This window comes from Pandoraea sp. PE-S2R-1 (genome assembly GCF_002179865.1).
Classification (GTDB): domain Bacteria; phylum Pseudomonadota; class Gammaproteobacteria; order Burkholderiales; family Burkholderiaceae; genus Pandoraea.
In genome coordinates this window covers 102,797-118,575 of the sequence record NZ_NGUR01000002.1, presented here as the reverse complement: position 1 = coordinate 118,575, position 15,779 = coordinate 102,797, and the positions used below count along the sequence as shown (strand labels likewise).

Genomic DNA, 15,779 nt, shown 5'->3' with positions numbered 1-15,779 from the left:
ATGCCAGCGAATACAGAATCAGCACACGCGCGCCGTGTGCTGAATGTTGTACAAGGTCACCTGCCCGCCGTCGCGGCGGCGACCGACCCGAGTATTGCCAGCTCCTGGCGCCGCTGTCTCGACACGCACGATCTCGACCCGGGCGCGCGCATGGCGCCGCATGTCATCGGATCGTCACAACTGACCGAGCGGCGTAACGCGATGGAGCAACTGCGGCATGTATCGGCGCACGTGCTGGAGCGTCTGCAACGCCAGTTGATGAATCCGCGCCAGGCGGTGCTGCTGACCGACCCGGAAGGTGTGATCGTCGACTGTCAGTTGCATGACGGCACGCGCGACGACTTCCTGCGTGCCGGCCTGCGGCCCGGCGCCGACTGGAGCGAATCGTGCGAGGGCACCAACGGGATCGGCACGTGCGTGGTCGAACGGGCCCCCGTGATCATCTGCCAGCAGGACCACTTCCGCGCGCTGCATACGCCGCTCACCTGCACGGCCAGTCCGGTGTTCGCGCCGCACGGCGAATTGCTCGCCGTGATCGACGTGTCGTCGACCAGTGCGGACGTCACAAGGCAAAGCCAGTTCCACACACTCGCGCTCGTCAATCTCAGCGCGAAGGTGGTCGAGAGCGAATACTTCTTTCTGCACTATCGCGACGAATGGCTGCTGCAATTGCAGGAGCAAGCCGACCATCTGGGCGGGTTCGCGCAGGCGTTGCTGGCCTTTGACGACAACGGCCGCGTGCTTGCCGCGAATCAGAGTGCATTGAATCGTCTGGGCGTCACGCGTGACGACATCATCGGCACGCGGGTTGACCAGTGGTTTGCGCAATCGCTCGATGCACTGATGGCGCGTGCGCACCCGCAACCGCAGACTTGCTGGCCGGTTCGCACGCAAGCAGGTGAGGCGTTGCTGGCGATGTTGCGCGCGCCCGAACGGGCCGCGCGGCCAACGCCACGCATGCCGTCGCAACCCGCACCGCGTCAGGACACAAACGTCGCGCCCTTCACCGACGCACATCTGGTACGCGAATTCTCGCGTGCCTGCCGTGTTTTCGCGCACGACGTGCCGGTGCTGATTCGTGGCGAAACCGGCAGCGGGAAAGAAGTCTTCGCCCGCGCCGTGCATGCGGCCAGTGCGCGCGCGAACGGCCCGTTTGTCGCGCTGAACTGTGCGGCCATTCCCGAAGCGCTGATCGAGAGCGAATTGTTCGGCTACGTGGGCGGCAGCTTCACGGGGGCGCGCAAGGAGGGCATGAGCGGCAAGCTCTGGCAAGCCAACGGCGGCACGCTGTTCCTCGATGAAATCGGCGACATGCCGTTTGCGATGCAGACGCGGCTGTTGCGCGTGCTGGAGGAGCGCGAGGTGTTGCCGTTAGGCGGCGGAGAACCGGTGGCGCTCGATATCCGCGTGCTCAGCGCGACGCATCAGGATCTGGAGGCGCGCATCGTCGAGCGGCAATTCCGTGAAGACCTGTTCTATCGCCTCAGTGGGCTGGCCGTCGTGGTGCCGCCGCTGCGCGAGCGCGACGACAAACTCGATCTGATCCAGCGGTTGTTGAGTCAGACGCAGGCAGACAATCGCGTGGTCGTGACAGACGCCGCGCGCGAAGCCCTATGTGCTTTCGACTGGCCCGGCAACGTGCGGCAGATGCGCAGCGTGATCCGCACACTGGTGGCGCTGAGCGACGACGGCGTCATCAACGCAGAGGATCTGCCCGGCGAAGTGCGACAGGCGCAGGCCGTCGATGGCGATGCGCCCCGCGAGGCCCCGCTCGAAGCGGCGGAACGGCAGGCGTTGCGCGAGACACTCGATGCCTGTCAGGGGCAGGTGAGCGCGGCGGCGCGCAAGCTTGGCGTGAGCCGCAACACGCTGTACCGGAAGCTGAAGCGGTTCGGCTTATTGCGCTAGCCGGTCAAAACCAGTTGCCCGACGCCGTCAAACACGCTATAGTCACGCCTCTTCGCGCGGGGGTATAGCTCAGCTGGGAGAGCGCTTGCATGGCATGCAAGAGGTCAGCGGTTCGATCCCGCTTACCTCCACCAAACGAATGACTGTTTTTGTCCCCTTCGTCTAGAGGCCTAGGACATCACCCTTTCACGGTGAGTACAGGGGTTCGAATCCCCTAGGGGACGCCATCTAACGGCGTCGATGTGGCAGCAACACATCGATACCGCGTCGGCGTCAGATTCGACGAATCGCATGAACAAAGGCCGGATGTCTTCAACGACATCCGGCCTTTTGCGTTAACGCATCACTGTGGCAACACGGGCAACGGTAACGTCAAACCACCTTCGCGCCGGGTACGCCCGATTCCACCACAAACTGCTTCAACGTCGAGACTGCCGCCTGTTTGTCGGCCCGGTCCGAGATCACCTGAAAGCGCGTTTGCATCCGCTGCGGCGTCAGATCGACGGATACATAACCGCGATGCCGGCTCTCGAAGTACTTCACGTGCGGATTCTCCGGCAGCATCTCGGCAAATGCCTCGTACGGCGGCGGATTCGCCGTGATCGACGTGCCGACGAACTCCGTCGCAATCACCGGCGAATCGGGACGCGCGTTCGCATGCACGTCGTTCGTCCAGTACGAGTGGATATCGCCACCGATGAGCACAGGATTGTTCGGGCGCGACTGCGTCATCGCCTGCAACATGCGATCCCGTGTCGCCGGATAACCGTCCCAGCCGTCGGTCCAATGGCCGACGACACCGGTCTTGCGATCCTTCTGCGTGAGCGGCACGAACAGCAGATCCTGTGCGATCACATTCCATTGCGCACGCGATTGCCGAAATCCATCGGCCAGCCACGCTTCCTGCTCGAAGCCGAGCATGGTGCGGCGCGCTTCGGTGCGCTCGGTGCAACTGTCGGGCGTGACATGGCCACCGCGAGTGTTCGGTAATGCGCAGGGTTGCGGCGTGCGGTACTGGCGTCCGTCGAGCACGTGGAAGTCGACGAGCGCGCCGTACCCGATACGGTCGTACACGCGCATATCGGGCCCGCGCGGAATCGACATCGCACGTAGCGGCATGTGCTCGTAATACGCCTGATAGGCGGCTGCCCGCCGCTTCAGAAAGTCCGTGGCCGAGACGTCGACCTTCTGCGACCACGCGTTGGCGTAGTCGTTTTCGACTTCGTGGTCGTCCCACGTCATCAGACTCGGCGCGGCGGCGTGCAGCATTTGCAGATCGGGGTCGGTGCGGTACAACGCGTAGCGATTGCGATACCCGATGAGATCCTTCGCATCCGGGCCGTCGTGCGCGCGCACGATCGGCTTGGCATCCTTCTTCTTCTGATCGTTCGAATAGTCGTAGATGTAGTCGCCGAGGAAGATGACGAGATCGGGGTTCTCCTGCGCCATGTGACGATAGGCGCTGAAATACCCCAGCTCCCAGTGCGAGCACGATGCAAACGAAAAGCGAAGACGATCCACCGGCGCGTTGGCGAGCGGTGCGGTGACAGCGCGTCCCACCGGGCTTTGTGCGCCGAGTGCCGTAAAGCGATACCAGTACGGTCGATGCGGCGCGAGGCCGCTCACCTCGACGTGCACGCTGTAGGCGAACACTGCCGGTGCATAGGCGACGCCACGACGCACCACGTCACGCATGGCCTCGTCGCTGGCGATCTCCCACTGCACGGGCACCTGCGCCGGCATGCCGGCCATGCCGCCCTGACCGTCGGGCGAAATGGGCGCGGGCGCGAGGCGCGTCCACAGCACGAAGCCATCGGACACCGGGTCGCCAGAGGCCACACCCAACGTGAACGGATCGCTTGAATTAGCAGCGAGCGCCCGCGAGAACGGACCGAGCAGCGGCACGGCGACGAGGGCACCCGCGCCCTTGAGCAGCGTGCGGCGTGCGCGATCGGGCGAAGCAATATCGACCGGCATCATGATGCGTCACTCACGGTGTGCCCGGGTGCGGCACAGGGTAATCGCGCGACACGTCGATCGGGGCCGTATGCGGCGAATTCCACCACGTGCGCTGCAATTGGGCGATACGCTGCGCCATCTTCGCGTCGCGCATCACCACTTCGAGATTGCGCGAGTTGTCGAAGTAGCCGCCGGTCCAGTTGCTCGTGCCGACCCAAGCCAGCTCGCCGTCGATGACCATCGTCTTGCTGTGCACCACGCGCGCATAGGGAATGAAACCGCTTGAGGCAGGCGGCACCGTCACCACACGCAGCTCGACATTGGGCACCAGCGCAAGGCTCTTCAGATACGCAACATCAGGGCGCTTCAGGTTCCAGTTCGAGATCAGCATCTGCACCTTCACGCCGCGTGCAGCCGCCGTGCGCAACGCCGTGTCGATCACGCCGTAGTACGGGCGCTTGCCCTTCTCACCGAACGAAAGTGGTGCGTAATCCATCAACTGAATCTGCACGCTCTGCTTCGCCTGCCCGATGAGCGCGGGCAGGGCAGTCTGCGAATCGCCGACGCCCGGCGGGTTGTACGCATTCGGGCTCGCGACGAGGAACGACGACTGTGCGAGATCGGCGGGCACGACATCGCGATTGCGCACCGTCGGTTGTCCGCCGCTCGCCAGCGCGGCTTGCGCTTCCCAGTCCTGCTCGAAGATGCCTTGCATCTGCGCGACGATCTTCGCGTCGCTCACGCGCACGCCGGTCTCGTCGATGTGTTCGAGCGCGCGCCAGTCGAAGTTCTGGCTGCCGACGAAGCCCTCGCGTCGATCGACGATGAAGTACTTCGCGTGAATGATGCCGCCGCCGACTTTCGAGAAGTCCAGCATGCGGAACTCGAGATTGGGAATCTGTTTGACGCGCGCGAGCGTCGCTTCGTCCGACATGCGCTCGCCCTTGGCTTCCATCAGAAAGCGAATCTTCACGCCGCGCTTGCCTGCGGCTTCGAGATGATCGAGCACCGTGTCCATGCGGCTGCCGCGCTCACCCGAGACGTAGAACTGACCGAAGTCGATCGACGTCTTTGCGCGATCGAACATGTCGGTCCAGACGGTGACGGAATCGCGCAGATCGTCGCTGTCGGCACCGGCGCCAACGGGTGCGGTGTGCACGAGTTCAAAGCCGGGAATGGTGAAGGGTGCGGGCGCAGCGCATAGCGGAGCGATGCTGCTCAGCGCTAGCGTGAGCGCGGCAAACGTGTGACGCATGACTTCCTCGAATGACGTGTCGTGTTCGTGTGTGGAGCAAAGCTTTCGCACGGAAATCCTTATGTGACAGTTCTGCGATGGCATCGTATATCTAACATATGCATTGACATATGTGCCTTCAAAAACTGCCTGCGTCACATCGCGAAAACACCTTGTTTCAAGGGGTTTTACGCTCGTGTAGCGCGTTGGCTTCCTGTGGTTTACACGGCAGGATATTCGTCAATTGTTAAACTTTATTACACGTAGGAAATATATTTTGCGGTTACGGGGTAAACGCAACGTCTGACGGAATCAGCATCGCATTTGTGCCGATTCGTCACGGAAATTTCATCGACGTCCAAAATAATCCGGTTTCTTTTTTCCGGACGTCGCCATGATTCACTTCGAAGATCCCCCCAAACGGCACGCGCGCATCGAGATCATTCCGATGATCGACGTGATGATGTTCCTGCTCGTCTTCTTCGTGTTGCTCAGCATCAACGTGATCCCGTCGCGCGGCCTGTCGACTACGTTGCCGCAGTCGTCGAGCGCCGCGCAGGTCAATCCCGAGAAGCCCGTCGTCGTGACCATCACGCGCGATGGCGCATTGCAGGTCGACGGTGCCGACACCACGCTCGAAGCGCTCGGCGCACGCGTGAAGGAGAAGGCCGGCGACGTCGAGAAGGCGCAAGTCACGCTCAAGACCGATGAAGGCACGTTGATGCAACGTGTGATCGACGTCATGGATGCGTTGAAGGCAGCGTCGGTGAGCAAAATCTCGATCGCCACGCGAGCGAAATCGTAATGACTGCGACGAACGCCACCCCAGCTTTCTGGATGCCCACGCCGATCTATCGCCGCCGCGACTGGGTGGCGGGCGGGTTGACGCTGTTGCTCGCACTTGCGGCCACGGTCGGTCCGAGCCTGCGAGCGCTGACGCCGCCGCCAGGCGAGAAGCAGGCAGAAGTGCTCACCGAAATCGATCTCGCGCCACCGCCGCCCGAGCCGCAACCGCAGCCGAAGGCAGAGCCGCTGCCTCAGCCCAAGCCGGAACCGAAGTCTCAGCCGAAGCCTGAGCCCAAGCCCGAACCGAAGCCCGAGCCGAAGCCGCAACCTCAGCCGCAGCCGCGTCCTCAACCGGCGCCGCAACCCACACCGACGCCAACGCCGACACCGCAGCCAGTCGCCGACAGCGCACCGGCGACGTCAAGCGCGACGCCGACGGCTAACACCGCGACCAACGCCGCACCGTCGACGCCGACCGCTGAGTCGAAGCCCGTACAGAAGGCAGCGGCACCGAGCAAGGGCGACCCCGACCGTGAGTACGAGCGGTCGTTGCGCGCGCTGGTGGAGTCGCGAAAAAAGTATCCGACGAGCCGTCAGGCCATGACCGAGAAGCCCACGGGGACGGTCGAGTTGTGCGTGATGCTCGATCGCAGCGGCAAGGTGAAGGACGTGAACCTGACCAACGGCTCGGGCTCGCTGCTGCTCGACAACACGGCCACGCGACTCGTCGAGGGCACCACGTACCCGGCATTTCAGGACACCCATTTCGCAGGCCAGGCGCAACACAGGTTCTGCATGAAGCTCGATTACCAGCTCCCGAGCAATAGCTGAGGAGCGACCCAGGCAACACAGAAGTCCCGTTGCACTCACGCTGACCACGCGGCCCTGCGCCACGTGAAAAAAACCGCGGCGGCGTTTTTGCCGCAGCAATCCAGGCACCCGTAACCATAACGAATAGACCGAGATGAACGATCTACATACGACGGCCGGCAAGCCGTTCAAGCATCCCGCATTGCGTCTGTCCATGATCGCTGTTCACGTGCTGCTGCTTCAGGCTGGCGTCGCACACGCACAGAGCGCCGATACCAATGCCGCACCCGCCGCTGCCACGGCGTCCCCCAGTGCTTCGGGCACGTCGAACATCGGCACGGTGACCATCACCGGCGACGGCGACAACCTCGGCACCGGCCTCATGGTTCGTGAAGACGAACCGAAAACCCGCAGCACGGTCACGCGCGCCGAAATCGAAAAGGAACGTGCCACCGGCAACGTGTTCCAGTCGATCGGCCTGCTGCCGGGCGTGTCGACGTACAGCTACGACGCGTCGGGCCTGTTCGGTGGCGGTCTGTCGATTCGCGGCTTCAACTCCGACCAGATCGGCTTCACGATCAACGGCGTGCCGGTCAACGACTCGGGCAGCTTCGCCGTGTATCCGCAGGAATTCCTCGACAACTCGAACACCTGCGGTATGTCGGTGACGCAGGGCGCGACCGATCTCGACGCCCCGCACGTCGGCTCGACCGGCGGTAACGTCAGCATCGTCACGTGCGAACCGGAAAACGAGAAGCGCGTGCGCGTGTCGCAAACGGTCGGTGGCCTGAACCTCACGAACTCGTTCGTGCGTCTGGACTCGGGCCGCTTCGCGAACGACATGGCGAAGATTTTCGTGTCGTACTCGCACGCCGAAATCGACAAGTGGAAGGGTGAAGGCAAGGCCAAGCGCGATCACGTCGACTTCGGCTTCCGACTGGATCTCAACAAGGAAAACTACGTCACGGGTACGTTGAACTACAACCGTGCGATCAACAACAACATCTACAACCCGTCGCTCGCGCAGCTCAACCAGAACGGCTACTACGGCGACTACGCTTCGCAGTTCGCCGGTCACCTGCCGCCTGTGAAGGGCACGGCGCAGAACGAAGCGTCGCAAAGCCCGGCGTACTACAAGCTGTCGCAGAACCCGTTTGAAAACGTGATCGCGTCGGTCACCGGTGTGTTCCGTCTGACGCCGACCACGCAGGTGAAGATTCAGCCGTACTACTGGTATGGCTTCGGCACCGGCGGCACGCAGCAGTACGTGCTCTCGGAAACCGGCTTCCTGAACCCGGCCACCGGCAAGACCGGTCTGGGCAAGGATCTGAACGGCGACGGCGACACGCTCGACAAGATTATCGTGGCGAACAGCAGCGTGACGCGCACCGACCGCCCGGGTATCACCACGACGGTGACGCAACAGCTCGGCAACCACCAGATTCAAGCCGGTGTGTGGTTCGAGCGTGCGGTGCACCGTCAGACCGGCCCGGCCGTGCTCGTGAATGCCGACGGTACCGCCAGCGACATCTGGCTGCAAGACAACCAGATCACCGGCCCGACGGGACAACCGTACGAATCGCGTAACTGGAAGACGGTGTCGACGTCGTGGCAGTTCTTCGCCGCCGACTCGATCTCGATGCTCGCCGACAAGCTCAACGTGACGGCCGGTTTCCGTACGCCGCACGTGCGCCGCGACTTCACGAACTTCGCCAACGAGGGCAGCAACTCGGGTACGTCGTACAACGTGGTCAAGGACTACAACGCGTTCCTGCCGCAGGCCGGCGTGCGTTACTCGATCGACGACGCGAATCAGGTCTATGCCAGCTACGCGATGAACTTCCGTGCGCCGCCCAACTTCGCGTTTTCGCCGACCAACGGCAACGTGACGTTCGTGAACGGTCAGGCGACCGTGACGGGCAACGTGAAGGCCGAAACGTCGAACGTGTACGACATCGGCTATCGCAACGAAAGCGGTCTGGGTGTGTTCTCGGGCTCGCTGTTCTACGTCGATTACAAGAACCGTCAGGCCACCGCGTACGACCCGAACCTGAACAACTCGGTCTACACGAACGCCGGTCGCGTGCGCAATTACGGCTTCCAGCTCGAATTCGGCACGGTGCCGTTCCACGGCTGGTCGGCGTACGCCTCGATCACGAACAATCACAGCCGCCAGCTCGACAACCTGCAAACGTCGGCGACGACCACGATGCAGACGTCGGGCAAGGATTACCCGCTGGATCCGTCGTGGCTGCTGGGTCTGTCGATTCAGTACGCCCAGCCGAAGTGGTACGTGCGTGCGCAGACGAAGTTCACGGCGCGCCAGTACGCCACGCTCATGAACGACGAAGTCGCACCGTCGTACACCACCGTGGATCTGGATGCAGGCTACCGGTTCAACAACACGTTTTTCTTCAAGAACCCGACCGTGCGCGTGAACGTCAGCAACCTGTTCAATCGCCAGTATCGCAACCCGTCGAGCGTGCAGGTCGGCGGCGGCAGCGGCACGGTTTATTACTACCTGGGCGCACCGCGACTGCTGTCTGTGTCGTTGTCTGCCGACTTCCAGTGAGGCGAGCCGCTGCTTTCGCACTCACGAATTTGAAAGAGGAACCTTCGTATGAACACTCAGGTGCTACATGATCTGTCGTTTTTCCTGATGTACGCGTGCCTGGTCGTGGCGTTGTTCATCAGCATCGAACGTCTGATTTTCTATCGCTACACGAACAAACACGCTCGTGAGCTTGACGCGATGCTGCTCGGCGAAGGCCGTACGCTCGACGATCTCACGCAACATCTCGAGAGCAATGACAGTGTGCCGGCCGATGCGCTGCGTGCACTGGCCAAGGCGCGTGCCGACGCTCATTCGCGTGAAGACATGGAGCAGCTCTCGGCTGCGCTGTATCTCGCGATGAAGTCCAAGCTCAAGCAGCGTCTGTGGATGCTCGACACGATCGTGACGGCGGCACCGCTGATCGGCCTGCTCGGTACGATTCTCGGCATTATCGATACGTTCTCGTCGCTCGCCGCGTCGGGGATCTCGGATGCCAAGGGCGTGTCGGCCGGTATCGGGACGGCGCTGTACGCGACCGCACTCGGTATCTCGACGGCGTTGTTCGTGCTCGTGTTCCTCAATCACTTCAACGATCGTATCGAGCGCATCGGCGATCACCTGAAGATCCTGCTCCTGCGTGCCGGTATTCAACCGGGTTCGCAAGACAATGTGGTGCGGTTGCAGCGGCAGGCGTGATGAAACGCATAAGACGGTGACCCCGTAGGTCAGGTCGCCGATCAGCCTTTGCCGTACCGATGTTCGCCCCGTGCGATGCCGTTTTCGCGGCCATTGCACGGGGCTTTTTCTTTTGTTTTGACGCCCGTCAACCCTTGATTTCCCAGTGAAAAACGCTGTTGCTCATGCGCGACAGCGAGAGGCACATCGCAAATGGGGGGACTGTATGGGGACGGTTGATCGATACCATCCGGCAAATCAAGTTCGCACTGTAGAAAAAACGAGCCGCTGAATCCGGTGCGAAACAAGTGGCAGGAGGAGGTATTGCGACACTGGCCGTACGGCCGGCGTCGTCTGTTGGTCTTCGCCGCGCAGGCAGCCGATACCAATGTATCGGACAACGAAGTACGTGTCATAGCGTCGCCACTACCATTCCGACCTCATGTCTGAGAGCCCCATGTCCGAAGTCCCCGGGGCGAGTAACGTCTGCACGCCGTATGCCTTATGCCGTATGGCGCCAGCAGGCGATGACCGGAACACAAAACGATGAAAGTCCTGTCGATCTTCGGTACACGTCCCGAAGCCATCAAGATGGCACCGCTCGTGACGGCGCTCGATCGCGAGCCCGGCATAGATAGCGTGGTTTGCGTGACGGGGCAGCATCGCCAGATGCTCGATCAGGTGATGTCGATTTTCAATCTCTCGGCCAAGTACGACCTTGAAGTCATGGTGCCCAATCAGACGCTCAACGGTCTGTTCTCGCGCGCCATTGCCCGGGTAGACGCTGTGCTCGAGGCGGAAGTGCCGGATTACGTGCTGGTGCATGGCGACACGAGTACGGCGTCTGCGTGTGCACTCGCCGCCTTTCATCGGCGCATTCCTATCGGGCACGTGGAAGCGGGGTTGCGCACCGGCGATCTGGCCAAACCCTTTCCCGAGGAAATGAACCGCCGCGTGGTCGATGCAGTCGGCAACTGGCTGTTCGCGCCGACGGCAACATCCCGAGCGAACTTGCTGGGCGAGAACCTTCAGGGCCGGATCGCCGTGACCGGTAACACCGTGATCGACGCACTGGCGACGCTTATGGAGCGGCTACGCGACGATTCGCCGCTGGCCAAGGAGGTCGCCGCGCGTTACCCGTGGCTCGACAGTTCGCGCCGTTTGCTGCTTGTCACAGGGCATCGCCGCGAGAGCTTCGGCGATGGCTTTCGCAATATCTGCGCCGCGCTCGCCGATATCGCCAAGCGCGACGACGTGCAGATCGTCTACCCGGTGCATCTGAATCCGGCCGTTCGCGAGGTCGTGATGACGGCGCTCGCGGGATTCGACAATGTGCATCTGATCGATCCGCTCGATTACGTCGATTTCGTCTGGTTCATGCAGCGCGCGTACGTGATTCTCACCGACTCGGGCGGTGTGCAGGAAGAAGCACCGTATCTCGGCAAACCGGTACTGGTCATGCGTGATGTGACCGAACGCCCGGAAGCGGTCGCCGCCGGCACGGTTGCACTCGTCGGCGCCAACCGTGATCGCATCGTCGAGGCCGTGACCCGTCTGTTCGATGACATCGCGTACCACGTGTCCTTCTCGCGGCGCGTGAATCCCTACGGTGACGGTCACGCCTCACAACGCATCGTGGCGGCCCTTTGCGGACGCACGGTAAGCGAGTTCGATCCGGATGCGCCGGCCACCGGCCTTGTGTCCTGACAGGCGGGGGACTCACGCGATGACTGCTCTGCCGACACCTGCGCTGCCACCTGTTCCGTCCAACCCCGCATCGCCCGCCCCCGCGGACCGTGCGCCCCACTACGGATATTCCATGCCGTTGCTCAACACATTGACTGCACGCCGCCGAATGACCCGCGACCTTTCCCGTTCGGTATCTTCGGTATCGCCTGCGACGCGTGCACCCCGTACGCCCCTGGGCCGCCTGTGTGCGACGACGGCGGGTGTGCTTGCCGTGCTCGGCATGTGCGCGCCGCTCGCGTCGCACGCCAGCGCACTGGGCGACGGCGTGCGTGCCCTTGGCTCGGGTGTGAATCTGCAACGCAGCATCGCACTGGCCGACTTGGGCATCACGGCGCCTATCGTGCTGTCGGGAGATGCGAGTCAGGACTTCTATCTGCCGGTGCCCAAGGGCTTGCCGCTTGCCGATGCGTCGATCACGTTCGACGGCCGCTATCTGAAGGGGGAGCCCGGTGCAGCGTCGGTGGTGCTTTCCATCGACGGCCAGCCCATGACGTCGCAGTCGGTGCCTGATGGCGACGGGCCGCTGCAACGCAATCTCGCGGTGTCGGCGCGTCCTCGCGACACCGGTTTCGTGCGCTTCTCGGTGAACTGGCACTCCCGCACGGGCACCTATCGCTGCGAGCCTGATCGCTCGATTGCGAACTCGGTCACGATCACGCCGCAGACGCGGCTGACCTATCGCATCGATCAGAAATCGGTGTCGAGTCTCGATGACGCGTGGGGCACGCTCCCCGGTGCACCGGCACTGCTTATCGCATCGAAGACGCTGGGTCAGGAAGCGTTCGACAGCGCCTGGCGTATCGGTGTAGCCCTTGAGCGTAGCGGCAAGCGCGTGCAGGTAAGGGCACTGCCCGCCGTGGGCGATGTTGTCGATACACGCGGCGTCAACGTGCCGGCAGCACTCGCCGGCGTGCCGGCTTTTGCCGCGCTGCGTGACAGCACCGCGACACACAAGCTGGCCAACGACGCCGAATTGGGTGCGTTGCTGGCAATGAACGCGCCGTCGGTCAGCGGTGACGTTGTGGTGGCCGACGCGGCGATGCGTGCGCGCCTCGCCGCTGCGTTCGACGCGCTGCAAGGTCAGCTCGCCTCGGATAGCGATGCCGCTGCGGCCTTCAAGGCATGGCGCGATCAGCGTGCGCCGCTGGCGAATGACGCGCTGGGTGCAAAGCAGATTCGCCTGCTGTCCATGGGCAGTCAGTCGGTGATTGCCATCGCGGGCGACGCAGGCGCGCAGGCAGCGGGGCTCTTCGACAACTCGCTGCGCCGTCTGTTGCTCTCGAACAATGTGACCGTGCCGGTCGCCCGCACGCCGGACATCGCGGACAAGCAGGTAGTGCGCTTGTCGAGCCTTGGGGGCTCATCGGATAGTTTCGACGTGCTCGCCCGCGGCGACTGGACCGTGAGCTTCCCGCTGGGTGCGGTGGCGTCAGACGGCCGCATGCCGGGCGAGATTTCGCTGTATCTCGCCGCTGCGCCGGGACCTGCGGCGTCAAAGCCGGTGGCGACGGTGTTTTGGAACGGCATTCTGCTGGCCGCGAAGCAACTCGACGCCAATGGCCGCCCCGAGCAACTCAAGGCCCGTGTGCCGGGCTACGTCCTCGGCGTGAACAACAACCTGCGCGTGTCGGTGCAACGTCAGCCGTATTCGGCGAACTGCGATGAAATTCCGCAGGCCTATCCGGTCAATGTGCTGCCTTCGGCGAGCTACATCCGCCCGGGCAAGGCCGAACCGGACGGCACGTTCGTGGGCTTGCTGCCGCTCATGGCCGGTAACCCGCAACTGATCGTCCCCGCGCGCTATCTCGAAGACGCCCCGGCCAATATCCGCCGCGTGATCGGTATTGCGTCGGCCAGCGGGCTCGCCCCGTCGCGCACGGAGCTGACGGTTGCCGCTGCCGACAAGAGCGTGAAGCCGGTCAAACCGTTCGTCGCGATGGAGGTGCCGATCGATGGCGCGAAGCCGACAGTGAGCGTGTCGGATGGCAAGCGTCTGGAAATCGGCGGCAAGGATGCCAAGTGGCTGGACATCACTGGTTTGGAGAATCTGTCGACCGCAGAGGTGGTGCGCGGCGGCGGTGAGGACGGATTGTTGTGGTACGCCGTCGGTGCGCCGCAGGTCGAAGTGGGTGAGCCGTTCCTGCTCAATCGCGGCAATCTCGCGATCATCGGGCCAGCAGGGCCGGTCGCGTGGATCGACAGCAGCAACCCCGATGCCAGCCTGCCGCCGGGCGCGGGAGAGAGTGCGTTTTACGAGTGGCGCCGCTATGTCTCGTGGGGCGTGCCGGCCGTTGCCATTGCCCTGTTGGTGCTGCTGCTGATTCTCGTGCTGGCGCTGCGCGCCGGTCGCAAGAAACAAGACAGCCATTGACCGGTAGAGACGCGCCGCCGTGATCTCCTCGCTCTATTGGCCGTATCTGGTCGCCGACTACTATCACGCGCTGGAAATTGCCAGCGCGGTGGTTGGTGTTCTCATCCTGCTATCGAGCATCGACGATCTGTTCGTCGATGCCTGGTACTGGGTGCGCCAGGTCTACCGCTCACTGTTCATCAAGCGACGCTACACGCCGTTGCAGGCGGCGCAGTTGCGCGACGTGCGAGAGCAGCCGCTCGCGATCATGGTGCCCGCGTGGCTCGAATTCGACGTGATCGCCGCCATGCTCGAGAGCATGGTGGGCACGCTTGAGTACAAGAACTACATGATTTTCGTCGGTACTTATCAGAACGACGAGCGGACCAAAACGGAAGTCGAGCGCATGCGCCGCCGCTATCGGCAACTGGTGCGCGTGGAAGTGCCGCACGACGGACCGACCTGCAAGGCGGACTGCCTGAACTGGATCGTTCAGGCGATCTTCAAGCAGAACCAGCAGCAGCCGGAGCCGTTCGCGGGCGTGATTCTCCACGACAGCGAAGACGTGCTCCACCCGCTGGAGCTCAAGTATTACAACTATCTGTTGCCGCGCATCGACTTCATTCAGTTGCCTGTGACGTCGCTGGAGCGTGAATGGTACGAACTTGTCGCGGGCACGTACATGGACGAGTTCGCCGAATGGCACACCAAGGATCTGGTGGTGCGCGAGAGCCTGTCGAAGATGGTGCCGTCGGCGGGCGTGGGGACCTGCTTTTCGCGCCGCGCCCTTGAAGAGCTCGCTGCCGAGACCGACAACCAGCCGTTCAACACTGACACGCTGACCGAGGATTACGACATCGGCGCCCGTCTGGCGCGACGCGGCATGAAGCAGATCTTCGGCAAGTTCCCGGTCGAGTATGTGATCAAGCGGCGGCGGATGTTCGGCTTCGGCAAGGAGAAGATCTCGACGATCCGCATGCCGCTCGGCATTCGTGAGTATTTCCCCAACACGTTCAGAACCGCGTACCGGCAGAAGGCACGCTGGACACTGGGCATTGGGCTGCAAGGCTGGGTGCAGGTCGGCTGGGCAGGTTCGCTCGCGACGAAATATCTGCTGTTCCGTGATCGCAAGGGGTTGGCGACATCGTTCATCGCCATCATGGCCTACGTGTTGCTGATCAACTTCGCGCTGTTCCTGCTGGCAGACCGCATGGGTTGGTGGACGATCTACTACCCGTCGATCTTTCCGCCCGGCGGCTGGGTCATGACGCTCATGAGCGTGAACGCCGTGGCGCTCGCGTTGCGTGTGTGTCAGCGCAGCTTCTTCGTGTATCACATGTACGGCTGGGAACACGCGCTCTTGGCCGCACCTCGCATGGTGATCGGCAACTTCATCAACGCGATGGCGGCTGCACGCGCGTGGCGATTGTTCATCGTGCATCTCATCACGGGCAAGCGTCTCGTGTGGGACAAGACGATGCACGACTTCCCGTCGACCGATCAGATCACCCAGCAGCGTCAGCGTCTCGGTGAGTTGCTGCTGTCGTGGCAGGCCATCGACGAAACTAAGCTGGCATTCGCACTGGAGACACAGGCGCGCGAGAAACGTCCGCTCGGCGAAATTCTCATGCAACTGGGCTGGCTCGACGAAGCCACGTTGCATGAAGCCATCTCGTTCCAGCAGGGCGTGATCGCGCCGTCGCTGCCGCCTAACGACATTTCCCCCGCTGCGACATGATGCCGCCTTTCCGAAC

10 protein-coding genes and 2 tRNA genes are annotated in these 15,779 nt (G+C 62.8%); 10 read left to right on the top strand and 2 right to left on the bottom strand.

Annotation, left to right across the window (positions count from 1 at the left end):
• The 3 genes from CDV44_RS00510 (at window position 1) to CDV44_RS00500 (ending at window position 2,135) form a co-directional block, all read left to right on the top strand.
• Window positions 1-1,908: a sigma-54-dependent Fis family transcriptional regulator gene (locus CDV44_RS00510; protein WP_087686253.1), complete on the top strand. Its 1,908-nt coding sequence runs from the start codon at window positions 1-3 to the stop codon at window positions 1,906-1,908.
• 58 nt (window positions 1,909-1,966) lie between these two features.
• Window positions 1,967-2,042, top strand: a tRNA-Ala gene (locus CDV44_RS00505).
• A gap of 17 nt (window positions 2,043-2,059) precedes the next feature.
• Window positions 2,060-2,135: transfer RNA gene (locus CDV44_RS00500), tRNA-Glu, on the top strand.
• 145 nt (window positions 2,136-2,280) lie between these two features.
• On the opposite strand, the gene CDV44_RS00495 is transcribed toward CDV44_RS00500, so the two are convergent.
• Both CDV44_RS00495 and CDV44_RS00490 read right to left on the bottom strand, forming a co-directional pair.
• Window positions 2,281-3,888 carry an alkaline phosphatase gene (locus CDV44_RS00495; RefSeq protein WP_170935811.1) on the bottom strand — a complete coding sequence of 536 codons (1,608 nt, stop codon included), beginning with the start codon at window positions 3,886-3,888 and terminating at the stop codon, window positions 2,281-2,283.
• Between the two features lie 10 nt (window positions 3,889-3,898).
• Window positions 3,899-5,122: a phospholipase D-like domain-containing protein gene (locus tag CDV44_RS00490; protein WP_087686252.1), complete on the bottom strand. Its 1,224-nt coding sequence runs from the start codon at window positions 5,120-5,122 to the stop codon at window positions 3,899-3,901.
• A 373-nt stretch (window positions 5,123-5,495) separates the two neighbouring features.
• Here CDV44_RS00490 and CDV44_RS00485 point away from each other — a divergent pair, with 373 nt between their 5' ends.
• The 7 genes from CDV44_RS00485 (at window position 5,496) to CDV44_RS00455 (ending at window position 15,763) form a co-directional block, all read left to right on the top strand.
• On the top strand, window positions 5,496-5,906 hold the full coding sequence (locus CDV44_RS00485) for a biopolymer transporter ExbD (RefSeq protein WP_058376287.1): 411 nt from the start codon (window positions 5,496-5,498) through the stop codon (window positions 5,904-5,906).
• On the top strand, window positions 5,906-6,718 hold the full coding sequence (locus CDV44_RS00480; protein ID WP_087686251.1) for a TonB family protein: 813 nt from the start codon (window positions 5,906-5,908) through the stop codon (window positions 6,716-6,718). The genes CDV44_RS00485 and CDV44_RS00480 overlap by 1 nt, the downstream gene beginning before the upstream one ends.
• Before the next feature lie 133 nt (window positions 6,719-6,851).
• Window positions 6,852-9,269 carry a TonB-dependent receptor gene (locus CDV44_RS00475; protein ID WP_087686250.1) on the top strand — a complete coding sequence of 806 codons (2,418 nt, stop codon included), beginning with the start codon at window positions 6,852-6,854 and terminating at the stop codon, window positions 9,267-9,269.
• A 48-nt stretch (window positions 9,270-9,317) separates the two neighbouring features.
• Window positions 9,318-9,947: a MotA/TolQ/ExbB proton channel family protein gene (locus tag CDV44_RS00470; RefSeq protein ID WP_058376284.1), complete on the top strand. Its 630-nt coding sequence runs from the start codon at window positions 9,318-9,320 to the stop codon at window positions 9,945-9,947.
• Window positions 9,948-10,472: 525 nt separating this feature from the next.
• Window positions 10,473-11,633 carry a non-hydrolyzing UDP-N-acetylglucosamine 2-epimerase gene (wecB, locus tag CDV44_RS00465; RefSeq protein WP_087686249.1) on the top strand — a complete coding sequence of 387 codons (1,161 nt, stop codon included), beginning with the start codon at window positions 10,473-10,475 and terminating at the stop codon, window positions 11,631-11,633.
• Between the two features lie 262 nt (window positions 11,634-11,895).
• On the top strand, window positions 11,896-14,046 hold the full coding sequence (locus CDV44_RS00460; RefSeq protein WP_087686319.1) for a hypothetical protein: 2,151 nt from the start codon (window positions 11,896-11,898) through the stop codon (window positions 14,044-14,046).
• Between the two features lie 19 nt (window positions 14,047-14,065).
• On the top strand, window positions 14,066-15,763 hold the full coding sequence (locus CDV44_RS00455; protein ID WP_087686248.1) for a glycosyl transferase family protein: 1,698 nt from the start codon (window positions 14,066-14,068) through the stop codon (window positions 15,761-15,763).
• The last annotated feature ends 16 nt before the right edge of the window (window positions 15,764-15,779 follow it).

Coding starts and splice junctions, on each gene's coding strand:
- CDV44_RS00510 (WP_087686253.1), top strand. CDS start 1: ATGCCAGCGAATACAGAATCAGCACACGCGCGCCGTGTGCTGAATGTT.
- CDV44_RS00495 (WP_170935811.1), bottom strand. CDS start 3,888: ATGATGCCGGTCGATATTGCTTCGCCCGATCGCGCACGCCGCACGCTG.
- CDV44_RS00490 (WP_087686252.1), bottom strand. CDS start 5,122: ATGCGTCACACGTTTGCCGCGCTCACGCTAGCGCTGAGCAGCATCGCT.
- CDV44_RS00485 (WP_058376287.1), top strand. CDS start 5,496: ATGATTCACTTCGAAGATCCCCCCAAACGGCACGCGCGCATCGAGATC.
- CDV44_RS00480 (WP_087686251.1), top strand. CDS start 5,906: ATGACTGCGACGAACGCCACCCCAGCTTTCTGGATGCCCACGCCGATC.
- CDV44_RS00475 (WP_087686250.1), top strand. CDS start 6,852: ATGAACGATCTACATACGACGGCCGGCAAGCCGTTCAAGCATCCCGCA.
- CDV44_RS00470 (WP_058376284.1), top strand. CDS start 9,318: ATGAACACTCAGGTGCTACATGATCTGTCGTTTTTCCTGATGTACGCG.
- wecB (WP_087686249.1), top strand. CDS start 10,473: ATGAAAGTCCTGTCGATCTTCGGTACACGTCCCGAAGCCATCAAGATG.
- CDV44_RS00460 (WP_087686319.1), top strand. CDS start 11,896: ATGTGCGCGCCGCTCGCGTCGCACGCCAGCGCACTGGGCGACGGCGTG.